The 20,384-nt window shown below is 72.4% G+C and carries 17 protein-coding genes; 3 read left to right on the top strand and 14 right to left on the bottom strand.

Annotated elements, in window-relative coordinates; all coding sequences use genetic code 11:
- Nucleotides 1–23: 23 nt before the first annotated feature.
- The 5 genes from ACFWJ4_RS32465 to ACFWJ4_RS32445 all read right to left on the bottom strand — a co-directional run bounded on the left by ACFWJ4_RS32465 (nucleotide 24) and on the right by ACFWJ4_RS32445 (nucleotide 6,215).
- The gene (locus ACFWJ4_RS32465) at nucleotides 24–1,658 is read right to left on the bottom strand and encodes an acyl-CoA dehydrogenase family protein (protein WP_380550469.1); all 1,635 of its coding nucleotides are present in this window, start codon (nucleotides 1,656–1,658) and stop codon (nucleotides 24–26) included.
- Nucleotides 1,642–2,388 (bottom strand): TetR/AcrR family transcriptional regulator, encoded by a 747-nt coding sequence (locus tag ACFWJ4_RS32460; protein WP_380550466.1) that lies wholly within the window; start codon nucleotides 2,386–2,388, stop codon nucleotides 1,642–1,644. The genes ACFWJ4_RS32465 and ACFWJ4_RS32460 overlap by 17 nt, the downstream gene beginning before the upstream one ends.
- Before the next feature lie 216 nt (nucleotides 2,389–2,604).
- The gene (locus tag ACFWJ4_RS32455) at nucleotides 2,605–4,125 is read right to left on the bottom strand and encodes a S28 family serine protease (RefSeq protein WP_380550463.1); all 1,521 of its coding nucleotides are present in this window, start codon (nucleotides 4,123–4,125) and stop codon (nucleotides 2,605–2,607) included.
- A gap of 197 nt (nucleotides 4,126–4,322) precedes the next feature.
- Entirely contained in the window at nucleotides 4,323–5,177 is an 855-nt protein-coding gene (locus ACFWJ4_RS32450) for a serine protease (RefSeq protein WP_380550460.1), read from the bottom strand.
- A gap of 408 nt (nucleotides 5,178–5,585) precedes the next feature.
- Nucleotides 5,586–6,215, bottom strand: a complete 630-nt coding sequence (locus tag ACFWJ4_RS32445) for a TetR family transcriptional regulator (RefSeq protein WP_380550457.1) — start codon at nucleotides 6,213–6,215, stop codon at nucleotides 5,586–5,588.
- A 120-nt stretch (nucleotides 6,216–6,335) separates the two neighbouring features.
- Between ACFWJ4_RS32445 and ACFWJ4_RS32440 the strand changes: the two genes are divergently transcribed.
- From ACFWJ4_RS32440 to ACFWJ4_RS32430, 3 genes are all read left to right on the top strand, one after another.
- Nucleotides 6,336–6,491: a hypothetical protein gene (locus tag ACFWJ4_RS32440; protein WP_224277104.1), complete on the top strand. Its 156-nt coding sequence runs from the start codon at nucleotides 6,336–6,338 to the stop codon at nucleotides 6,489–6,491.
- A 57-nt stretch (nucleotides 6,492–6,548) separates the two neighbouring features.
- On the top strand, nucleotides 6,549–6,932 hold the full coding sequence (locus ACFWJ4_RS32435) for a DUF4190 domain-containing protein (RefSeq protein ID WP_380550454.1): 384 nt from the start codon (nucleotides 6,549–6,551) through the stop codon (nucleotides 6,930–6,932).
- Between the two features lie 335 nt (nucleotides 6,933–7,267).
- Nucleotides 7,268–8,083, top strand: coding sequence for a metallophosphoesterase family protein (locus ACFWJ4_RS32430; protein WP_380550451.1), 816 nt, complete (start codon nucleotides 7,268–7,270; stop codon nucleotides 8,081–8,083).
- Between the two features lie 72 nt (nucleotides 8,084–8,155).
- Here ACFWJ4_RS32430 and ACFWJ4_RS32425 read toward each other — a convergent pair whose 3' ends face one another.
- The 9 genes from ACFWJ4_RS32425 to ACFWJ4_RS32385 all read right to left on the bottom strand — a co-directional run bounded on the left by ACFWJ4_RS32425 (nucleotide 8,156) and on the right by ACFWJ4_RS32385 (nucleotide 19,750).
- Nucleotides 8,156–10,729 carry an ABC transporter permease gene (locus ACFWJ4_RS32425; protein ID WP_380550448.1) on the bottom strand — a complete coding sequence of 858 codons (2,574 nt, stop codon included), beginning with the start codon at nucleotides 10,727–10,729 and terminating at the stop codon, nucleotides 8,156–8,158.
- On the bottom strand, nucleotides 10,726–11,481 hold the full coding sequence (locus ACFWJ4_RS32420) for an ABC transporter ATP-binding protein (protein ID WP_380550445.1): 756 nt from the start codon (nucleotides 11,479–11,481) through the stop codon (nucleotides 10,726–10,728). Before ACFWJ4_RS32420 ends, ACFWJ4_RS32425 begins: the two co-directional genes overlap by 4 nt.
- Nucleotides 11,478–11,789 (bottom strand): SHOCT domain-containing protein, encoded by a 312-nt coding sequence (locus ACFWJ4_RS32415; protein ID WP_380550442.1) that lies wholly within the window; start codon nucleotides 11,787–11,789, stop codon nucleotides 11,478–11,480. The genes ACFWJ4_RS32420 and ACFWJ4_RS32415 overlap by 4 nt, the downstream gene beginning before the upstream one ends.
- Nucleotides 11,790–12,073: 284 nt before the next feature.
- Nucleotides 12,074–12,751 carry a response regulator transcription factor gene (locus tag ACFWJ4_RS32410; protein WP_359907250.1) on the bottom strand — a complete coding sequence of 226 codons (678 nt, stop codon included), beginning with the start codon at nucleotides 12,749–12,751 and terminating at the stop codon, nucleotides 12,074–12,076.
- Complete coding sequence (locus ACFWJ4_RS32405) at nucleotides 12,748–14,004, bottom strand: sensor histidine kinase (protein WP_380550440.1); 1,257 nt, start codon at nucleotides 14,002–14,004, stop codon at nucleotides 12,748–12,750. The genes ACFWJ4_RS32410 and ACFWJ4_RS32405 overlap by 4 nt, the downstream gene beginning before the upstream one ends.
- Before the next feature lie 94 nt (nucleotides 14,005–14,098).
- Nucleotides 14,099–16,645 (bottom strand): ATP-dependent Clp protease ATP-binding subunit, encoded by a 2,547-nt coding sequence (locus ACFWJ4_RS32400; protein WP_380550437.1) that lies wholly within the window; start codon nucleotides 16,643–16,645, stop codon nucleotides 14,099–14,101.
- Nucleotides 16,646–16,866: 221 nt separating this feature from the next.
- A complete protein-coding gene (locus ACFWJ4_RS32395) occupies nucleotides 16,867–17,571 on the bottom strand; it encodes a VIT family protein (protein WP_380550434.1) in 705 nt (234 codons plus the stop codon).
- 145 nt (nucleotides 17,572–17,716) lie between these two features.
- Complete coding sequence (locus ACFWJ4_RS32390; protein ID WP_380550431.1) at nucleotides 17,717–18,331, bottom strand: HAD family hydrolase; 615 nt, start codon at nucleotides 18,329–18,331, stop codon at nucleotides 17,717–17,719.
- A 267-nt stretch (nucleotides 18,332–18,598) separates the two neighbouring features.
- On the bottom strand, nucleotides 18,599–19,750 hold the full coding sequence (locus ACFWJ4_RS32385) for a restriction endonuclease (RefSeq protein ID WP_380550428.1): 1,152 nt from the start codon (nucleotides 19,748–19,750) through the stop codon (nucleotides 18,599–18,601).
- Between the last annotated feature and the right edge of the window lie 634 nt (nucleotides 19,751–20,384).

Here is a 20,384-nt window from a genome sequence, read left to right as displayed (position 1 = left end):
GTCGCTCGCCCGGCCCTGACCGCTCACACGATCACCGGGCGGGCGCGGTCGATGATCGCCGCGGTGTCGACCCCGGCCGGCAGGGTGCCGAAGGCCGCGCCGTGGTCGCCGCCCAGCCGGCTCGCGCAGAACGCGTCGGCCACCGCCGGGCTGCCGTACCGGACCAGCAGCGAGCCCTGGAAGGCCAGTGCCATCGACTCGACCAGCCGGCGGGTGCGGTACTCCAGGTCGCCCAGGTCGGTCAGCTCCTTGCGCAGCGCGGCGACGGCCGCGTCCAGCCTGCGGTCCGCGCCCGCGGCGGCGTCGAGTTCGCCCAGGAAGGCCTCGACGCTCTCCGGACGCTTGGCCATGGCACGCAGCGCGTCCAGGGCGGCGACGTTGCCGGAGCCCTCCCAGATCGACACCAGCGGCGCCTCCCGGTAGAGCCGGGGCATCCCGGACTCCTCGACGTAGCCGTTGCCGCCCAGGCACTCCAGCGCCTCGGCGGAGTGCGCCGGACCGCGCTTGCACACCCAGTACTTGGCCACCGCCAGGCCCAGCCGCCGGACCAGCGCCTCGTTCCCGTCCCCGGCGAGGGTCAGGTCGGTGGCCCGGGCGAGCCGCATGGCCGTGATCGTGGCCGCCTCGGACTCCACCACCAGATCGGCGAGCACGTTGCGCATCAGCGGCTGGTCGACCAGCGCCTTGCCGAACGCCCGCCGGTGCAGGGCGTGGTGGACCGCCCGGGTGGCGCCGTAGCGCATGCCGGAGGCCGCGCCGATGGTGCAGTCCAGCCGGGTCATGTTGACCATCTCGATGATGGTCGGGACGCCCCGGCCCTCCTCGCCGACCAGCAGGCCGACCGCGCCGTCGTACTCCAGCTCGGCCGAGGCGTTGGACTTGTTGCCGAGCTTGTCCTTGAGCCGCATCAGCTGGAGGCGGTTGCGGCTGCCGTCCGGCAGGACGCGCGGCAGCACGAAGCAGCTGAGGCCGCCCGGAGCCTGGGCGAGGGTCAGGAAGAGGTCGGACATCGGCGCCGAGGTGAACCACTTGTGGCCGGTGAGCCGGTAGGTGCCGTCGGCGTGCGGGACGGCGGTGGTGGTGTTGGTGCGGACGTCCGAGCCGCCCTGCTTCTCCGTCATCGACATGCCGGCGATCAGCCCGCGCTTGGTGCGCGGCTCGCGCAGCCCGAAGTCGTACTCCCGCGCGGCCAGCAGCGGCTCCAGCTCGGCGGCCAGCGCCGGGTTGGCGCGCAGCGCCGGGACGGCGGCGTAGGTCATCGAGACCGGGCAGGTGTGACCGGCCTCGACCTGGCCCCAGACGAAGAACCTGGCGGCACGGGCGGAGTGGGCACCGGGGCGCTCGTCGCGCCAGGGCGCGGCGTGCAGGCCGTACGAGACGGCCGTGCGCATCAGCTCGTGCCAGGACGGGTGGAACTCGACCTCGTCGATGCGGTGGCCGAAGCGGTCGTGGGTGCGCAGCACCGGCGGGTTCTCGTTGGCCAGCCGGCCCCACTCGGCGGCCTGCTCGGAACCGGCCAGCCGGCCCAGCTCGCGCAGCTCGGGCTCGGCCCAGCCGGCGTCGGCCCGCCGGAGGGCGTCGAGCAGGGTGGGGTCGGCGGCGGTGTCGTGGCCGTACGGCAGGGGCACCTGGTTGGTGACCTCATGCGTCGCTGTCATCGCGTCCTCCCAGGGCACGCAGGGTGAAGGAGACCAGGGCGGGGACCACCGCGGTGCTGTCGCTCCTGGTGGCGCCGCTGGTGGTGCTGCTGCTTGTGGTGGTGCTGGTGGTGCTGGTGGTGCTGCTGCTTGTGGTGGTGCTGGTGGTGCTGCTGCTTGTGGTGCCGTCGCCGCGCTCGGGCCCGGCGGCGGCGACCGGCGCGGCCGCCAGCGGGCCGGCCAGGGCCTCGCCGACCGCGCCGACCAGGGCGGCGGCGGTCAGCACCGGATCCTGCTCGGGCAGTTCGCCGCTCGCCACCGCGGCGGCGATCTCGGTGGCGATCACGTCCCGGAACGCCCGCCGGAACACCAGGCGCTCCTCGTCCACGACCGCGTCGGCCGGCTCGACCAGCAGCGCGTACGCCAGCCGGGGCGCGCGCAGGGCACGGGCTGCGAAGGTCTCGACCACGGCGGCGATCCGCTGCCTCGGGGTGTCCCGGAGGGCGACGGCGGCGTTGACCGCGTCGATCTCGTGCGTGACCACCCGGCGGAAGAGCTGCACCGACAGCTCGGCCTTGCCGGAGAAGTGCTGGTAGAGGCTGCCGGTGGCGATCCCGGCACGGTCCGCCACGGCGGCCATCGTGCAGCCGCCGTAGCCGCGCTCGGCGAGCAGGCCGACCGCCGACTGGAGCACCGCTTCCCGCTGGGCGTCCAGGCGGGCTTGTACGGCGGGGGTGCGTCGGTAGGCCATGGAAGCATTGAAGCACTGATTCACTGCTTCGGGGAGGGGACCGGCCAGGCCGTTTCCCGGCCCCGTTTCCCGGCCCCGTTTCCCGGCCCCGCGTCTCAGCCTCGCGTCTCAGCCTCGCGTCCGCGCTTCCGGGACGACGCGAGGAGGCCGCCCCCCTGGTACGCGGGGGACAGCCTCCTCCTCGTGCTTCGTGGCGCGGCCTACTGCGCGCGAGCGCTACAGCGGGCGGCGCTCCTGCTCCAGCCGCTGGCCCTCGACGTCGAGCGGGCCGAACTCCGCGCCCGCCTGCGGCGACTTGGCGAGCGAACGGGCGGCGTTGGGGTCACCCAGGCCCGCCCACTCCAGCACCTTGGCGGTGGCCTCCGCCGACTGCGCGGCCGGCAGCTGCTCGATCTTCGAGCCGTGGTTGCCACCGGGGACGGTGTAGACGTAGCTGTCCTCGCTGCCCCGGCCGAGACGGAACGGCTTGGCGCCCCACGGGTCGTTGCCGCCGTAGACGTACATGATCCGCTCGCCCTCGCGCTTCACCCAGCGGTCGATGTCGGGCATCGCGTTCGGGTTGAAGACGGTCGGGATCTCCTTCGGCACGTAGCTGCGGACCGAGTAGAGCTCCTTGTAGTCGTAGTGCAGCACGCCATTGAGGTGCGAGACGTCGAAGAACGGCGCACCCAGCTCGGTCGCGGCCTGGTAGTAGTACGCGGTGTACTTCGCCAGCGACTGGTCGCTGTTCCCGGTGATGCCGGACTGCGAGTCGAACCAGGCGTACAGCTCGTCGTCGGTCGCGGTGGCGGCCACCGGAACCTTGGCGCAGTCTGCCTCCAGGCTGTACTGCCAGAACGCCCAGACCACGTCCAGCACACCGGCCTCGTACGCACGGTCCGGGGTGCCGAGGGTGTTGAAGGTGGACCCGGCCGCCGTGTTGTCGGCGACGAAGCGGGCCTCCAGGCGGTCGCGGCGCACCAGCAGCTCACGCTGGGCGGCGTTCAGCCTGGCCCGGCACTCGGGGGTGCCGACGGTGCGGAAGAACTCGCTGTACGCCGCGTAGTCGTTGACGTTCGTGTTGTTCGGCGCGACGTAGGCGATCGTGCCGGCCACGTCGTCCGGGTAGAAGCGGCGGTAGAAGGTGGAGGACATGCCGCCCTTGCTGGCGCCGGTGGACAGCCACTCCTCCTGGTAGATCCGCTTGAGCGCGGTCACCAGCCGGTGCGAGTCCGCGGCACCCTGGCGGATGCCGGCCTTGGACCAGTCCGCCGGGTTCGGGCGGGAGGGGGTGAAGAACCGGTACTCGATGGACACCTGGTTGCCGTCCACCAGCCGGGTCGGCTCGGTGCGGGACGGGTTGGTGCCCAGGGTGTAGCCGTTGGTGTAGAAGACGGTCGGGCGGTCGTAGCCGCGGTGCAGCAGGCTGAAGCGCTGCTGGAAGGTGCCCAGCCAGGGGCGGTTGTGGTCGATCGGCTGGGTGTACGTGGCGATGAAGTAGCGGTGACCGGTGGTGGTCGGCTTCTCCTCGGTGATGGTCACCCCGGGGATCGCCGCCAGGCGGTCCTTGATGTCGGCGGTCGGGTCGTCGGCGGGGCTCCGGCCGTGGCGGGACCCGTTGCCCTGTCCGTCCTGCGCCCCCTGGGCACCCTGCGCGCCCTGGCCGTCGGCGGCGGACGCCGGGCTCGCCAGGCCGCCGAACGCGAGCAGCGGTATCAGCAGGGCCGACACCAGCAGCCTTCTCACGGTGGTGGTCATCAACTCTCCATCTGTTCAACTGACATGAATGCCGCCTGCCGGTACGGCCGTGCGGCGCGGGTCGTGCTGGTCGTGCCGGTCGTGCGGATAGTGCAGGTGGTGCGGTGGCCGACCGATGGACGGCCGAATGGGCCACCCGCCGTTCGCGGATGGCCCATCGGGAGAAACGTGCTGGTCAGCGGGGTTTTCCTGACTGCCTACGGGCGGGGCAGGGTGCAGCCGGGGAGGGTGAGGTCGAAGCGGTTGCCGGCGGCGAAGCAGGCCGGGATCCCGTAGGTCTCCTGGGCGTAGCCGATGCCAGGACGAACCGTCACGGCACCGTTCTGGTCGACCTCACAGGGGTTGTCCAGGGTGCAGGTCTCGCCGCTCTCGTTGATCGTGTTGTTGACGGCGACCACCTGGCCGGTCGAGGCGTCGACCACCGGCGAGCCGGAGGTGCCGCCGATCACGTTGCAGGTGGAGGTGTAGCGGACCGAGTCCTTGAAGGTCCAGTCGGCTTCCTTCAGTCGGTAGGCGAAGCCGTCGACCGAGCAGGAGTAGATCTTCTTCCAGTAGCCGGAGACGACCCGGATCGAGGTGCCCTGGACCGGGTGGGTGGCGGCGAGGGTCAACGGGGCTATCCCGTACCGGGACTGGATCGACGCGTAAGTGGTGTTCAGCTGGTAGATCGACACGTCGGTGTCGGTCATCGCGCCGTAGACGATCTTGGTCGCACGCAGCGTGGCCGCGCTGCCGCCGCTCGCGTTGAGCAGGGTGAAGCTCCGGCTGGAGGACCGGTTGAGGACGACCTGGCCCGGACCGGGCATACCGGTCTCCAGGCAGTGGCCGTTGGAGAGCACGAGGGCCGGGTCGCTCGCGGCCGAACCGGGCATCCGCACCAGCGAGCCGGAGCAGTTGCTGAGCGCGACCGTCCCGGCGAAGGTGACGGCGGCGACAGGCTTGGCGGCGGGCTTGGCGGCCGTGGCTGCGGCCTGAGCCGGAACGGCTCCGACGAAGGCGGTGGCCCCGGCGACCAGGAGTGTGGCAACCGTGCCTATGAGCGGCTTCTTCATGAGAGACCTCTCGATGTGGGGGGGGTCCACGGGTGGGGGTCCACCAAAGCTGTCGCGGACATGACCCACTGTCAAGAGTCAAAGCAACACCAAGAACCTCCCAAGACGCATTGGCCGGTTACCGCCGCCGCTCGGCACACGACTCGGCACGCGGTCCGGAGTACGGACCGGAGTACGGACCGGAGTACGGACCGAGGTGCGGACCGAGGTGCGGACCGAAGTGCGGACCGGCACGCGATCCGGGACACAGGCCGAATCGCGGCCGGATCCACAGCCGGTTCACGGGCCGCGCGAGCCGGATCGTGGGCCGGCCGGGCCGGAACGCCGCCGGATTCACAACCCCACCGCGGGCCGGCCGCGCGCCGGCCACGCATCCGCGCCGGCCGGTCAACTGTCGCGCCCGTACGGTCAACCCGCCTGCCAGCGCTCCCGGCCGAGGCTGATCAGGCGCAGCTGGAAGCGCGCGGTGGCGGCGATCCGCTGCTCCCGCGCCGGGTCCGTCTCCAGCGCCTCCAGGAAGGCGGTGGCCGTGGAGACCATGTGGTCGACGTACAGCTCGGCGAGCATCCGCAGGTCCCGCTCGCTCCACCCCCGTGACTCCGGCTGCAGCGCCAGGGCGGCTCCCACTTCGGCGGCGAAGCGGCCGAGTTCGACGTCGATCGCCTCCCGCACCTGCCGGACCCCGCCGTGCCGCTCACGCGCCAGGAAGCGGACGTGCCCCCGGTGCTCGCGGACGTGTCGTTCGATCACGTCCACCGCACGGTCGATCAGCTCCTCGGCACCACCGGCCTCGGTGAGCACCGCACGGATCATGATGTGCAGGCTGGCCAACGACTCCTCGACCAGTGCCACCCCGAGGGCCGCGAGGTCCGGGAAGTGCCGGTAGAAGGCGGCCGGGGAGAGCCCCGCCTCGCGGGTGACCTCGCGAACGCCCAGGCTCGCGAGGTTCTGATCGGCCAACAGGTGCAGTCCGGCGTCCAGCAAGGCCCGCCGACTCTGCTGCTTCTGGGCCTGCCTGGCCCCAACGGTGTGACTCACGCCATTCAGTAAACAATCGTTTGCTGAACTTGGCCAGCCGAGCATACAGTGGGGCCGAAGTCAGTGAACACTTGTCAACCGAAATCGGCGCAGTCCCAGCCGCAGCCGAAGGAGCCAGCCGTGATCCTGTTCTCCGCCCTGGTCGCCATGGGTGTCCTGATCGGCACCGCCGCCCACACGTCGCTCCCGGTCTTCCTCGCCGCCTCCGCCGGCATCACCGCCTGGCTGCTCGCCTTCGGCGCCCGCGAGGGCATCGCCCGCCTCCGGCACCGCTGACCCGGCCGCTCCGCGGACCGCACCCGCGGCCACTCCACAGAGAGGACCCGCACCACCATGAGCACCGTCACCCACCACCCGGCCGTCTCGCTTCCGACCACCGTCCGGCGGATCGTCAGCCGCCCGGCGAGCCGCGGCCAGGCGACCGACCGTCAGGCGGACATCCGCCGGACGACCGACCGTCAGGGACCTGACCGTCAGGGAACCGCCGAGGCCGACGGCCTCGCCATCGCCTCCTTCCTCCTCGGCCTGCCCGGCCTGCTGCTGTTCAACATCGTCCTCGGGCCGATCGCCATCGCCCTTGCCACGCTGGCGTTGGTCCGGGGCACCAGCCGGCGCGGCCGCGCCCTCCTGGGCCTGGCCCTCGGCATCGCCTCACTGGCGATCCTCGCCGTCACCCTCGTCACCTCCCACGGGGTACTCATCGACATCGGCTCCTGAATCCGGCCCAACTCCCTTTCCGCTCCCGGCTCCTGTACTCGACCCTCGCTGCTCTCCGTTCCCGATCCACCCTTCGCCCTTGATGCGCCCAGCGATCAACCCGGCGATGCGCCCAGCGATGCGCCGACGGTTCTCGTGGCGGCTCACTCGGCGGATCCCGACGGTCGGAGCGACTGTTCGAACGACTGATCCCGTCAACCCGCCCCGTTCCCCCGGCCCGCCCCGTAGGGTGGGCCCCATCGGCCGGACGACCTCAGGGGGCAGGAGTGACTACGGAGAACCGCAGCGACGCACAGCCGGAACGACCCACCCCAACGGGTGGACGGCTGCTCGCCGTGAGCGATCTGCACATCTCCTACCAGGAGAACCGCGACCTGGTGGAGAAGCTCCAGCCCTCCCACCCCGGCGACTGGCTGCTCGTCGCCGGTGACGTCGCCGAGCTCACCACCAGCATCGAGTGGGCCCTCGGCCTACTCGCCGAGCGCTTCGCCCGCGTGGTGTGGGTGCCCGGCAACCACGAGCTGTGGACCCACCCCGAGGACCCGGTCCAGCTGCGCGGGGTGGCCCGCTACGAGCACCTGGTGGAACGCTGCCGCCGGCTCGGTGTGGTGACCCCCGAGGACCCGTACCCGGTCTGGGAGGGCCCCGGCGGTCCGGTCCGCATCGTCCCGCTCTTCCTCCTCTACGACTACACCTTCCGTGCGCCGGGCACGACCACCAAGGAGGCCTCGCTGGCGGCCGCCTACGAGACCGGCGTCGTCTGCGCGGACGAGCGGATGCTCTACCCGGACCCGTTCCCGGACCGCGACTCCTGGTGCCGCGAGCGCGTCCGGCTGACCGAGAAGCGGCTGGCCGCCTGTGACCCGGACGTCCCGCTGGTCTTCGTCAACCACTACCCGCTGGTCCGCCAGCCCACCGATATCCTCTGGTACCCCGAGTTCGCCCAGTGGTGCGGGACCGAGCTGACCGCCGACTGGCACACCCGGTTCAACACCGCGGCGATGATCTACGGCCACCTCCACATCCCGCGCCGGACCACCTACGACGGCGTGCCGTTCACGGAGGTCTCGCTCGGCTACCCGCGCGAGTGGCGCAAGCGCGGACTGCCGAACCCCCTGCTGCGGGAGGTCTTCCCGCAGACGGCGGACTGAGCATCCGGCTCAGCCGCTCCCACCTCCTTCTCCGCCGCTCCTGCTCTGCCGTCTCCCGTTCCACCGCCTCTCCTACTCCGTCGCGATCGCCCGCAGGATGTCCAGCCGCGCCGCCCGGCCCGCCGGGCGGAGTCCGGCGACCGCGCCCGCCAGCAGCCCGGCCACCAGGACCACGGCCAGCTGCAGGGGCGGTATCGCGAACGATCCCGTCCCGGCGCTGTCCGAGGCCCGCACCAGGGCCCAGCCGAGGAAGGCTCCGAGCCCCAGGCCGCCGACCGTCCCGAAGGCCGCCACCAGCACCGACTCCCAGCGCACCATGCCGCGCAGCTGGGCGCTGCTCTGACCGACCGCCCGCAGCAGCCCCAGCTCCCTGGTCCGCTCGTGCACCGCCAGCGTCAGGGTGTTGGTGATGCCCAGCAGCGCGATCAGCACCGCCAGCGCCAGCAGCGCGTAGACCACCGAGAGCATCGTGTCGACGCCGGAGGCCGCGCTCTTGGCGTACTCGGCGCGGTCCTGCACCTGCGGGCTGCCGTACGGGACCAGCGCCCGTTCCACCGCTGCCTTGCCCGCGGCGGCCGACACGCCGTCGCGCAGCCCGACCGCGACCATGGTGTCCGCGTCCTGCCCCCGGTGCGGGGCCCAGGCCTGCCGGGTGATCAGGTAGTCCCCGGCCAGGCTGCCGCCCTCGTACAGGGCACGGATCGTGAACGGATCGCTCGCACCGTCGGTGAAGCCCACGGTGACGGACTGTCCGAGCCGCCAGCCGCGCTGCTGCGCCTCGCTGCGGGAGACCGCCAGCCCGTCCGTGCCGAGCGCGGCCAGCGAGCCGTCGACCCGGCCGAGGTCCACGATCCCGGACAGCCGGGCCGGGTCGGTCACGTCCAGCGTCCGGCCGTGCCCGTCGATCCGGGCCACGCCGCGGCCGAGCCCGACCGTCTGCCGCACCTCGGGCAGGGCGGCCAGGGCGTCCGCCACCTTGGGGCTGATCCCGCTGCCGCCGGCCCCGAACGAGGCCGTGGTGACGGCGAGATCGCCCGCGAAGGACCTGCTCACCGTGGAGTCCAGGGTGGCCTTGATCGAGGCGCCGAAGACGGTGAACAGCGTGACCACCGCGACCCCGATCATCAGGGCGCTCGCGGTGGCCGCCGTCCGGCGCGGGTTGCGGGCCGCGTTGCGCCGGGCGAGCACCCCGGAGACTCCGCGCAGCCTGGGCAGCGGCGCGCCCAGCGTCCGCACCGCGAGGGCCGCGGCGACCGGGCCGAGCACCACCATGCCGGCCAGTACCGCCAGAGCCCCGACAGCCGTCAGCAGCACGGACGGGCCGTCCGTCGCCCCGAGGACGGCCACCGGCACTCCCCCGGTCAGCAACAGGCCGCCGAGCACCACCCGGACGGCGCCCGAGCGCCCCTGCGCCGCCCGGTCGACCCCGGTCTCCCGCAGGGCCGCGAGCGGAGCCGTCCGCCCGGCCCGGACGGCCGGCAGCAGCGCGGAGCCCACCGCGACCAGCGTGCCGACCAGCAGCGGCAGCAGGACGGCGGCCGTGCCGATCACCATGCCACCGGTCGGCAGGGCGAAGCCGAGTGCGGAGAAGAGCGCCTTGAGCCCGGCGGCAACCCCGATCCCGCCCAGCAGCCCGCCCAGCGAGGCCAGCAGGCCGACCGCCAGCGCCTCCGCCAGGGTCGCCCCGAGCACCTGGCCGCGCACCGCCCCGAGTGCCCGCAGCAGCGCGTTCTCCCTGGTCCGCTGGGCGACCACGATGGCGAAGGTGTTGTGGATGGTGAACGTCGCCACCAGCAGCGCGATCCCGGCGAAGACCAGCAGCAGCGTGGTGAACATGGTCAGGAACCGCCCGGACACCAGTTGGGTGGACTCCTGGGTGGCCGCCGCGCCGGTGATCGCCTGGACGCCTGCGGGCAGCTGCGGGGTGATCCGGTCGACCAGCTCCCGCTGGGAGACCCCGCCCGCGGCGCGGACCTGGATCGAGCCGGCCTGGCCCTCGCCCTTGGGCGTGAGGTACCGCTCGGCGTCCGCGAAGGTCATCGCGGTGAAGGTGCTCGGCCCCATACCGTCCGCGTCCGCCCCGAAGGTGGCGATGCCGACGACGGTGACCGGCACCGGATCGGGGGTGCGCAGCACGGTGGTCGAGCCGACGCGCAGCCCGCCCGACTTCGCCGCGCCCCGGTTCACCACCACCTCGCCCGGGGCGGCCGGCGCCCGGCCCTCGGCCAGCCGGTACGGATTGAGCCGGCCGTCGACCAGCCAGTTGCCCGCCAGGGTGGGCGGGCCCTGACCGCCGATCGGCTTGCCGTTGCTCCCGATGAGCTGGCCCGCGCCCTGGACGGACGGCTCCGCGGCCGCCACCCCCGGCACGGTGCGCAGCCGGTCGGCGAGCGTCACCGCCACCGGCGCCCGCACCCCGCCGACCGTGCCCGCCGAGTCCAGCACGTCGGCGCTGCGGACCACGACGTCGGTGCCGGCGTTGGCGTCGGCGAAGAGGGTATCGAAGTTGGCCCGCAGGGTGTCGCCGAGCACCATCGTGCCGGTCAGGAAGCTCACCCCGAGGAGGATGGACAGGAGGGTGCCGGCCAGCCGCCGTTTGTGGGCGCGCAGCGAGCGCAGGCTGAGCCGGAGGGGAACGGCGTTCACGACCGCCCCCGTTCGAAGGCCTTCATCCGGTCCAGCACCAGGGCGGAGGTGGGCTGCCGCATCCGGTCCACCAGCCGTCCGTCGGCGAGGAAGAGCGCCTCGTCGGCCCAGCCGGCGGCCGTCGGATCGTGGGTGACCATGACCACGGCCCGGCCCATCTCGTCCACCGCCCGGCGCAACAGGCCGAGCACCTCGCCGCCGCTGCGGGAGTCGAGGTTGCCCGTCGGCTCGTCGGCGAAGACCACCCGGGGCCGCCCGGCCAGCGCCCGGGCCACCGCGACCCGCTGCTGCTGGCCGCCGGAGAGCTCGCTCGGACGGTGCCGCAGCCGGTCGCCGAGTCCGACCACGTCGACCAGCGTCTCCAGCCAGGCCTGGTCCGGGGCGGCCCCGGCCAGGTCGAGCGGGAGGGTGATGTTCTCCAGGACGGTGAGCGTGGGCACCAGGTTGAAGGCCTGGAACACGAAGCCGATCCGCTCCCGGCGCAGCAGCGTGAGCCGCCGGTCGTTGAGCGGGCCGAGTTCGGTGTCGCCGATCCAGGCGCTGCCAGCGGTGAGCCTGTCCAGTCCGGCCGCGCAGTGCATCAGGGTGGACTTGCCCGAGCCGGACGGGCCCATGATCGCGGTGAACCGCCCGGCCGGGAACTCCACCGTCACGTGGTCCAGCGCGCGGACCTCGGTGCCGCCGACGCCGTAGACCTTCACGGCGTCGGCGACCCGGGCGGCGGTGCCCCGTACGACGTCCAGGGTGGTCACCTGGCGTCACCTCCCTTGGCGTCGTCCCGCGGCGACTCGCTGAGCACGGCCCGCTTGGCGCGGTACTCCTCGGCGTCGATGTCCCCCTCCGCGTAGCGCCGGCCCAGGACGGCCAGCGGATGCTCCGCCACGACTGCGGCTCCGGCTCCGGTTCCAACCCCGTACCCGTACCCGAAGCCGCAGCCGTGCCGCCGCCAGACCGTGCGGCGCAGCACCGCGATCACCAGGACCACCACGGCGATCCAGATCAATGGGATCAGCAGGATCCATGGGCCGGGGCCGTGCCAGTCGGCCAGCTGGGTGTACATGGTGGTTCAACTCCTCGGTGGTGGGCCTCCAGGACCTCGGGTGGTTCCCGAGGTGACTGGAGCGTCCCGCAGCGAGGTCTCATCACGCGTCCTACCAGCAGCGGCAGTTGGGATACTCCCGGGAGAGTAGGAACCGCCCGCGACACGCGGGGCCGGAAGCAGCCGCGCGACGGCGACGCCTCCGGCGCACCCGCCCCGTGGACCGCGACCGCCCATGGACCAACCACCCGTGGACCAACCACCCGTGGACCAACCGCCCATGGACCGCAGCCGCCCGGAGCCGATCAGCCCAGCCAGCCCGGCCGCACCAGCCCCGACTCGTAGGCCAGCACCACCAGTTGCGCCCGGTCCCGCACGCCGAGCTTCACCATCGCCCGGCTGACGTGCGTCTTCGCCGTCAGCGGGCTGACCACCAGCCGCCGGGCGATCTCCTCGTTGGACAGCCCCATCCCGACCAGGGCCAGCACCTCGCGCTCCCGCTCGGTCAGCATCGAGATGTCCGAGAGCCCCTCCGGCACGGCCTCGGGCGCCTTCGACCGGGCGGCGAACTCGCCGATCAGCCGCCTGGTGACGCCCGGCGAGAGCAGCGCGTCCCCCGCGACGGCGACCCGGATCGCCCGCAGCAGTTCGGCCGGCTCGGTGTCCTTGACCAGGAAGCCCGCGGCCCCCGAGCGCAGCGCCTCGAACACGTACTCGTCCAGCTCGAAGGTGGTCAGCACGACCACCCGCACGGGGGACAGCGCCGGGTCCTCGGCGATCCTCCTGGTCGCCTCCAGCCCGTCCATCCGCGGCATCCGGATGTCCATCAGCACGACGTCCGGCACGAGTTCACGGGCGAGCCGCAACGCGGCCTCGCCGTCGTCCGCCTCGCCGACCACCGTCAGGTCGTCCTGGAGGTCCAGCAGGGCCCGGAAGCCCGCCCTGACCAACAGCTGGTCATCCGCCAGCAGTACCCGAATCAATCGCTCTCCGCCTTCGGTGTCGGCAGCTCCGCCCGGACCCGGAAGCCGCCGTCGGGCAGCGACCCCGCGGCGATGGTGCCACCGAACGCCGCCGCGCGTTCCCGCATCCCGACCAGCCCGCTGCCCGACCCGCCCGCGTCCGCGAGCACCGCGGGCCCCGGGTCCTCCACCCGGACCACCAGCACCGCCGGGTCCGTCCAGTCCAGCACCACGACCGCCTGACGGGCCGCCGAGTGCCGGACCACGTTGGTGAGCGCCTCCTGGACGATCCGGAAGGCGGTGAGGTCGACGGCGGCGGACAGCGCGCGCCGCTCGCCGCGCTCCTGCACCTCCGCCGCCAGGCCCACCCGGTCCGCCTGCTCGGTGAGTTCGTCCAGCCGGTCCAGCCCCGGGGCCGGCCCGCGCGGCGCCGCCCCGGGCCCGCGCAGCGTCGCGAGCACCTGGCGGACCTCGCCGAGCGCCTCCTTGCTGGTCGACTTGATGGTGACCAGCGCGCCGCGGGCCTCCTCCGGCCGACGGTCGAGCAGCGCCAGCGCGACCCCGGCCTGGATGCTGATCAGCGACAGGCTGTGCGCCAGGATGTCGTGCAGCTCCCGGGCCATCCTGAGCCGTTCCTCGTTGGCCCGGCGCTCCTCCAGCTGCTGCCGGTAGGCCCGGTGGGCGGCGATCCGCTCGCGCCGGAACCGGACCAGCTCGCCCCCCGCCATCACCAGCAGCAGCCAGGCCAGCAGCCCGAGTTCCTGCGGCCAGACGCTGCCGGACGGCAGGGCCGCGCGCTGCCAGCTCTGCGGCAGGACGAAGGTGCCGAGCAGGTGCACCAGGTAGACGCCCCCCGCACCGGCCCAGGCCGCCCGGCGGTGCCCGGAACCGATCGCCACGCAGCAGGCGATCAGCCAGCTCACGAAGGCCGGCCCGTACGGGTACCCGGCGGCCAGGTACCCGGCGGTGACCACCGAGGTGCCGGCCACCACCGCGACCGGCCGGCGCTCGCGCAGCACCAGCAGCGCCGGCCCGAGCAGCAGCAGGAGGTAGCCGAGGGCGTCCAGCGGGGCCCGCCCGTGCTGGTTGTGCCCGGCGAAGGTCGAGCCGACCACCTGGAGCACCGCGACCGCCGCCGCTGTCCCGAGCGGGTAGCCCGCCTTGGCCGCGCGCACCCACGGCGGGCTCCACGGCTCGGGCGGCTCCTCCGGCGGCTGTGCCGGTGGCCGCTCCGCCGATGGCGGCTCGGTCGGCGGGGACGTGGGCGGCATCATGCCCACAAGCTAGACCCGCGACGCGTCCCCGCGCGTCCTCCAGCAGTGGCGTTCGGGCGTACTCCCGCTGGAGTACGCCCGCCCCCGGTCGTCCTCAGTCCCCCGCGGCGGCCGAGCCGGCCCGGGCCTTCGCCCCCGCCTCCTCGAAGGTCGCCGACGCCTCCGGCCGCGCCAGCGTCACCACCAGCTCCCCGTCGCTCACGTCCGCGATCAGCGTGTCCCCCTCCCGCACCGAACCGTCCAGCAGCAGGTTGGAGATCCGGTTGTCCAACTCCGACTGAATCGTCCGGCGCAGCGGCCGGGCCCCGAACTCCGGCTGGTAGCCCCGGTTGACCAGGTACTCCTTGGCCGTCCCGGTGACGTCCAGCTCGACGTCCTGGGCCCGCAGCCGGCGCCGGCTGCGGTCCAGCAGCAGGTCCACCACCGAGAGCAGGTCCTTCCGGGTGAGCGCGTGGAAGACGATCACCTCGTCGATCCGGTTGAGGAACTCCGGCCGGAACTGCTGCCTCAGGTCGCGCATCAGGTCGTCACGGATCTCGTCCACGTTCCCCGCGTGGTCGAGGATCCGCTGGGAGCCGATGTTGCTGGTCATGATCACCACGGTGTTGCGGAAGTCGACCGTACGCCCCTGGGAGTCGGTCAGCCGCCCGTCGTCCAACACCTGGAGCAGCAGGTTGAAGACGTCCGGGTGCGCCTTCTCCACCTCGTCGAAGAGCAGCACGCTGTACGGCTTGCGGCGCACCGCCTCGGTCAACTGCCCGGCCTCCTCGTAACCGACGTACCCGGGCGGGGAGCCGACCAGCCGGGAGACGGTGTGCTTCTCCTGGAACTCGCTCATGTCGAAGCGGATCATCCGGTCCGGATCGCCGAACAGCAGCGCCGCCAGCGCCTTCGCCAGCTCGGTCTTGCCGACACCGGTCGGCCCGAGGAAGAGGAAGGAACCGGTCGGACGGTCCGGGTCGCCCATCCCGGCCCGGCCGCGGCGCACCGCCTGGGCGACGGCCGTGACCGCCTCGTCCTGGCCGATCACCTTCTCGTGCAGGTGCTCCTCCAGCTTGAGCAGCCGCTCCTTCTCCGTCGCGTTCAACTCCGCGACCGGGATGCCGGTCCGGGAGGAGAGCACCTGCGCGATGTCGTCGGCCGTCACATCGACGACCTCCTCGCGGGACTCGGCCATCGCCGCCAGCTCGTCCTCGGTCTGCCGCAGCTCGGTCTTCAGGTTGGCGGCCCGGACGAACTCCTCGTCCGCGACGGCCTCGTCCAGCTCCCGCTTCAGCTTGGTGATCCGGTCCTGCACCCCGGTCGCCTCGGTCGACCCGCTCAGGCTGCGCAGCCGGACCCGCGCGCCGGCCTGGTCCAACAGGTCGATCGCCTTGTCGGGCAGGAAACGGTCGCTGACGTACCGGTCGGAGAGCGTCGCCGCCGCGTCCAACGCCTCGTCGGTGAACCGCACCTGGTGGTGCGCCTCGTACGCGTCGCGCAGCCCATGGAGGATCTCGACGGTCTCCTCGACGCTCGGCTCGGGCACCAGCACCGGCTGGAAGCGGCGCTCCAACGCGGCGTCCTTCTCAACGTGCTTGCGGTACTCGTCCAGCGTGGTCGCGCCGACCACGCTCAACTCGCCGCGCGCGAGCGCCGGTTTGAGGATGTTGCCGGCGTCCATCGAACCCTCGCCACCGCCGCCAGCGCCGACCACGGTGTGCAGCTCGTCCAGGAACAGGATCACGCTCTTCTCGGCCGCGGTGACCTCGTCGATCACGTTCTTCAGCCGCTCCTCGAACTCGCCCCGGTACTTGGAACCCGCCACCAGCGCGGTCAGGTCGAGGGTGACCACCCGCTTCTCCCTGAGGCTCTGCGGCACGTCCCCGGAGACGATCCGCTGGGCCAGGCCCTCGACGATCGCCGTCTTGCCGACGCCCGGCTCACCGATCAGCACCGGATTGTTCTTGGTCCGCCGGGAAAGGATCTCGACGGTCTGCTCGATCTCCTCGGCCCGCCCCACCACCGGGTCCAACCGGCCCGAACGCGCCTCCTCGGTGAGGTCGCGCCCGTACTCGTCCAGCGTCGGCGTCTCGCTCGGACGGGCACCCTTACTGCTGCGCTCGCCGCCGGTGCCGCGCCCCTCCAGCACCGACTTCAGCGCCTCCTGCGAGGGCGCCGCATTGCGCAGCGCCACCCCCGCCCCCGAGCGCTCCTGATCGAGCAGCGCGCCGAGGATGTGCTCCGGGCCGATGTACGAGGCGCCCACCGCCTGCGACTGGGCGTGCGCGGCGAGCAGCGCGCGCTTGGCCGAGGGGGTGAGCGCCGGCCGGCCGTCCACCGCCTCGGGATCGCCCGCGGGCAGGGCGTGCTCCAGGTCCCCGGAGAGCCGGTCCGGGTCGATACCGGCCCGTTCCAGCATCCGGCGCGAGGGTTCCACCCGGGTGGCCGCCCAGGCCAGGTGCGCGGTGTCGAGGTCGCTGGAGCCGTCCTCGGCCGCCCGCCGCGCGGCCAGCGCGAGCAGCTCCTGCGAGGACTCGCTGAGCAACCGCCCGATCGGCACCCGCTGCACGGCGGGCGGGGAAGCCAACGGGCTCATCCCGAAGAACCGGCTGAGCAGATCGGAGAACGGATCGTTCGATCCGAACGGGGGCACGGTCACGGCGCTTCACCTCTCCCAAGCGGTTTGCAGCCACACAAACACAGGCCGCGGCACCTCGCCTGTCGAGCCGGGCGGCACCGTCACCCGGCGTACCCGGGCCTCGCCGCCGGCCGGTCGTGCGAGCGGACGTGCGGCCGGTCGTGCGGGCGGACATGCGGGCGGACGTACGGGCGGACGTACGGGCCCGACACGGAACCGTTCACGGGGCCGGGAACTCACGTTCACCCGATGACCTGATCCAGCAGCACACCGCCGCTGTACGTCACCCCCATCGCCAGCAGCCCGCCCACGACATTGCGCATGATCGCCCGCCCCGGCCCCGCCCCGCCCAACCGGGCGCTCGTCCAGCCCGACACGGTCAGCGCGACCACCACCGCCACCACCGTCACCAGCAGCCGCCACGACTCCGGCGGCAGCAGCACCGCCAGCAGCGGAACCAGCGCACCCAGCGTGAACGCCGCCGCGCTCGCCAGCGCCGCCTCCCAGGGGTTGGTCAACACGTCCGGGTCGATGCCCAGTTCGGTCTGCGCGTGAGCGGCCAGCGCGTCCCGCTCCGTCAGCGCCGTCGCCACCTCCCGGGCCAGGCCGTCCTCCAGCCCGCTGCCCCGGTAGTAGTCGGTCAGCTCGTCGAGCTCCCCCTCCGGATCCTCCGCGAGCTCCCGCCGCTCCTGCGCCAACGCGGCCCGCTCGGTGTCCCGCTGGGTGCTGACCGAGACGTACTCGCCCGCCGCCATCGACATCGCCCCCGCCAGCAACCCGGCCACCCCGGCCGCGAGCAGCGCCGTCCGGGAGCCCTCCGCGCCCGCCACACCGGTCACGAGGCCTGCCGTCGACACCACGCCGTCATTGGCCCCCAGCACGGCCGCACGCAGCCAGTTCAGGCGCGAGGAAAGCTCCGCCCGCGACTCCCCGACCTGCTCAGCCATCCGCCACCGCTCTCAGGGGTCCGCCCGGTCCCCCGATCCTCGCCCGCCACCCCCACCCCCGCCACCCGCGGTTCCCCCGCCTCCGGCACCCGGCACCCGGCACCTCAACGGCGGCCCCCACGACACCTGCTGACCCGCTGACCCGCTACCCCAGCACCGGCGCCAGCGCCCGCCGCAGGTCCTCCGGTCCCCGGTAGCGCACCCCGGTCATGCCCAGCGCCACCGCCGCGTCCACGTTCTCCTGCCGGTCGTCCACGAACAGGCACCGCCCCGGCACCACCCCGGCCCGCTCGGCGGCGATCTCGTAGATCCGCCGGTCCGGCTTGGCACTGCCCACCCGGGAGCTGTTCACCACGGCGTCCGCCAGGTCCGTCAGCCCCAGCAGCGCCAGGTCCTCGTCCAGCCACGCCGTCGCATTGGTCACCAGCACCACCCGGCAGTGCTCCCGCACCCGCCGCAACAGCCCCACCACCACCTCGTCCGCCCGGAACGGCGAGTTCGCGAACGCCTCCGCCAGCCCGCGCGCCTGCGCGCCCGTCACCCGCCCGGCCAACCCCCGCGCGATCGACTCCACCCACTCCGCCTTCCCGATCCGCCCCAGCAGCAACGGCAGGTCGTTCTCCGGCGCGAACCCGACCTCCGCCGTACTCCCCTCACCCACCCCCGCCGCCCGCTCCAGCGCCGCCACCTCGGCCCCGTCGAAGAACCGGACCACCCCGTCCACATCGCACAGCACCGCATCGAACGCCCTGGTCAACATCCCCCCTCCCTACCACCCCGGCCCACCACCGCCGTCAGGCAACCCCCACCCCCGACCGGCGACGGGCCCCAGGCCCGGCGCACCGGCAGGACCCGGAAACGGCCGAGGGCCGGTCCAGGAGGTGGCATCTCCCGGACCGGCCCTCGTGGTGGTGGGCGCGGACGGTTTCGAACCGCCGACATCTGTTCCCCGGGCCATCGCACCGCCGGCACCTGCAACCGACCGCCGCGCGGCACCCGGTCTGGCGAGCCGGTCGCAGGCGGCCGCTCAGTCGAGAAGGATCTCCTCGGGCCTGCGGTTGACCACTTCGAGTGAGCGACTGTGCAACAGGGCATCGACGCATGTCATGAGGTCGCCGCCGTGATCCTTGCCTGCTATTTCGTACAGCTCCTTGATCAGGTCCTGCCCGTTGATCAGCACCACCGGATACTGGTCCTCGACCATCTCCAACTGCGCCGGCACCGAGTAGGAGCCGGTGGTGACGTACACGCCGATCCATCCACGCCTGAGTCTGGCCACTACTCTGGCAATCTGCTCGGCAGATACCAGGCTGTCCGGCCTGATGCACTTCGCCTGCCCCAGAACGACCAGTTTGGTACCGGCCAGACCGCTGCCGATATCCAACCGACCGACGAAGTCCGCCCCGCCGTCCCCCGACCGACGGGTCAGCCACCCTTCGTTGTACTTGTGACCGGACGCCCGCATCACCTTCGCAGCGACGACCGCGGCCAAGACCTCGAACGCGTGCTTGTCGTTGTCGAACCGCTTGTAGACCGCCTGGAGGTCCGCCTCGACCGAGCTGCCCGGAGTCGGCCGTTGGTCACGAACCTTGACGACCTGCGACCGTGCCACTCGCCGGCGCACCTTCGGCAGCACCGAGTGACCGTGCTTCACCCACTCCCGCCATGCCGCGGGCGCCAGTTTCAGGACCTCGGCATCGGTCCGATCGGGGTCACGCCGCGCGGTGATCCAGTCCCAATCCAGTTTGTCGTCCTCCGCAGTGAGGTCGATCACCGCAAGATCGAAGGCGTAGTTGGTGAACGTCGTCCGCGCCGGCCCACCCCACTGGACCACGCGCTCCGTCCGCTCGAGCAGAGCGACGCCACAGAACTGGACATGCCCCTTGACCTTGCCGTTCTTCGGCACCGACCGGAACAGCAGCAGCGGCGCTGCACCGGCCCTCTCCTCAGCTGTAGGCGCTTGGTGGCAGCCGAACGCCTCCAGCAATGCCGCGTTGCCCGTGGTGGTACCGACCGGCTTCGCCGTCTCCGGCTTGTGGTCACCGAAGTAACGAACATGTCCGTTGTCGATGTCGAACACGTCGTGCCACGGCGTCTGTTCCGATCCTGCCTTCCACGGACTCGACCGGATCATCACCGCCGGCCGCCGCATCCCCTGGTCCGCCTTGACCTTGGCCATCGCATTGATCCCCGCTTCGAGCAGGGCCCGCTTTCTGACCGGGACTGTCCGTGACGAAGTAGAAGTTGTCGAACCCGTCGACTGTCGCCGGCGCCGTGTCCTTCGAAGCCGTGCACCGAAGCACGTCACCCACACGCAACGAACGTCCCACAGCGCCCCCTCGACGAACAGACCGGACTGCCCGCGATCTTGGCACGCTAGTACGACAATAGACCCGCCGCCTCCCTCGATGGGCGGCGGTACAGGAGCACAGAAACGATCAAGGGCCAGTTCGGGAGGACGCTGCCTCCGAACTGGCCCTTCTCCATCTGTGGGCGCGGACGGTTTCGAACCGCCGACATCTGCTTTGTAAGCTCGTTCGACCGTTCGGACAGGCTCAGCGAAGCCACACACGCCTCCCGATAGCCGGGCGCTGACAGCCTCCCTTGCCGCCTCATGTCCGTCAGTGTTGCCGTCAGGATCTGCCGTCAGCGGATCTTACGAGCGTCGTAGGAGCAACGAGCCACAGCTTCGTCCTTCGGGATCGGATGCTCGCGGCCCTAGTGCCGCATCAGGCAACGTTCGCCCCGTCGAAGTGCCGCCCGGCTGCCGCGCCGGGCGGCACCGAGCAAGCGGTCTCACCGAAACCCTTGCC

Origin of the sequence: Kitasatospora sp. NPDC127067 (genome assembly GCF_042724755.1) — a bacterium.
GTDB classification, from domain to species: Bacteria; Actinomycetota; Actinomycetes; order Streptomycetales; family Streptomycetaceae; genus Kitasatospora; species Kitasatospora lactacystinica.
The sequence above is the reverse complement of the archived record's forward strand: the minus strand, read 5'-3'. Positions and strand labels throughout refer to the sequence as shown.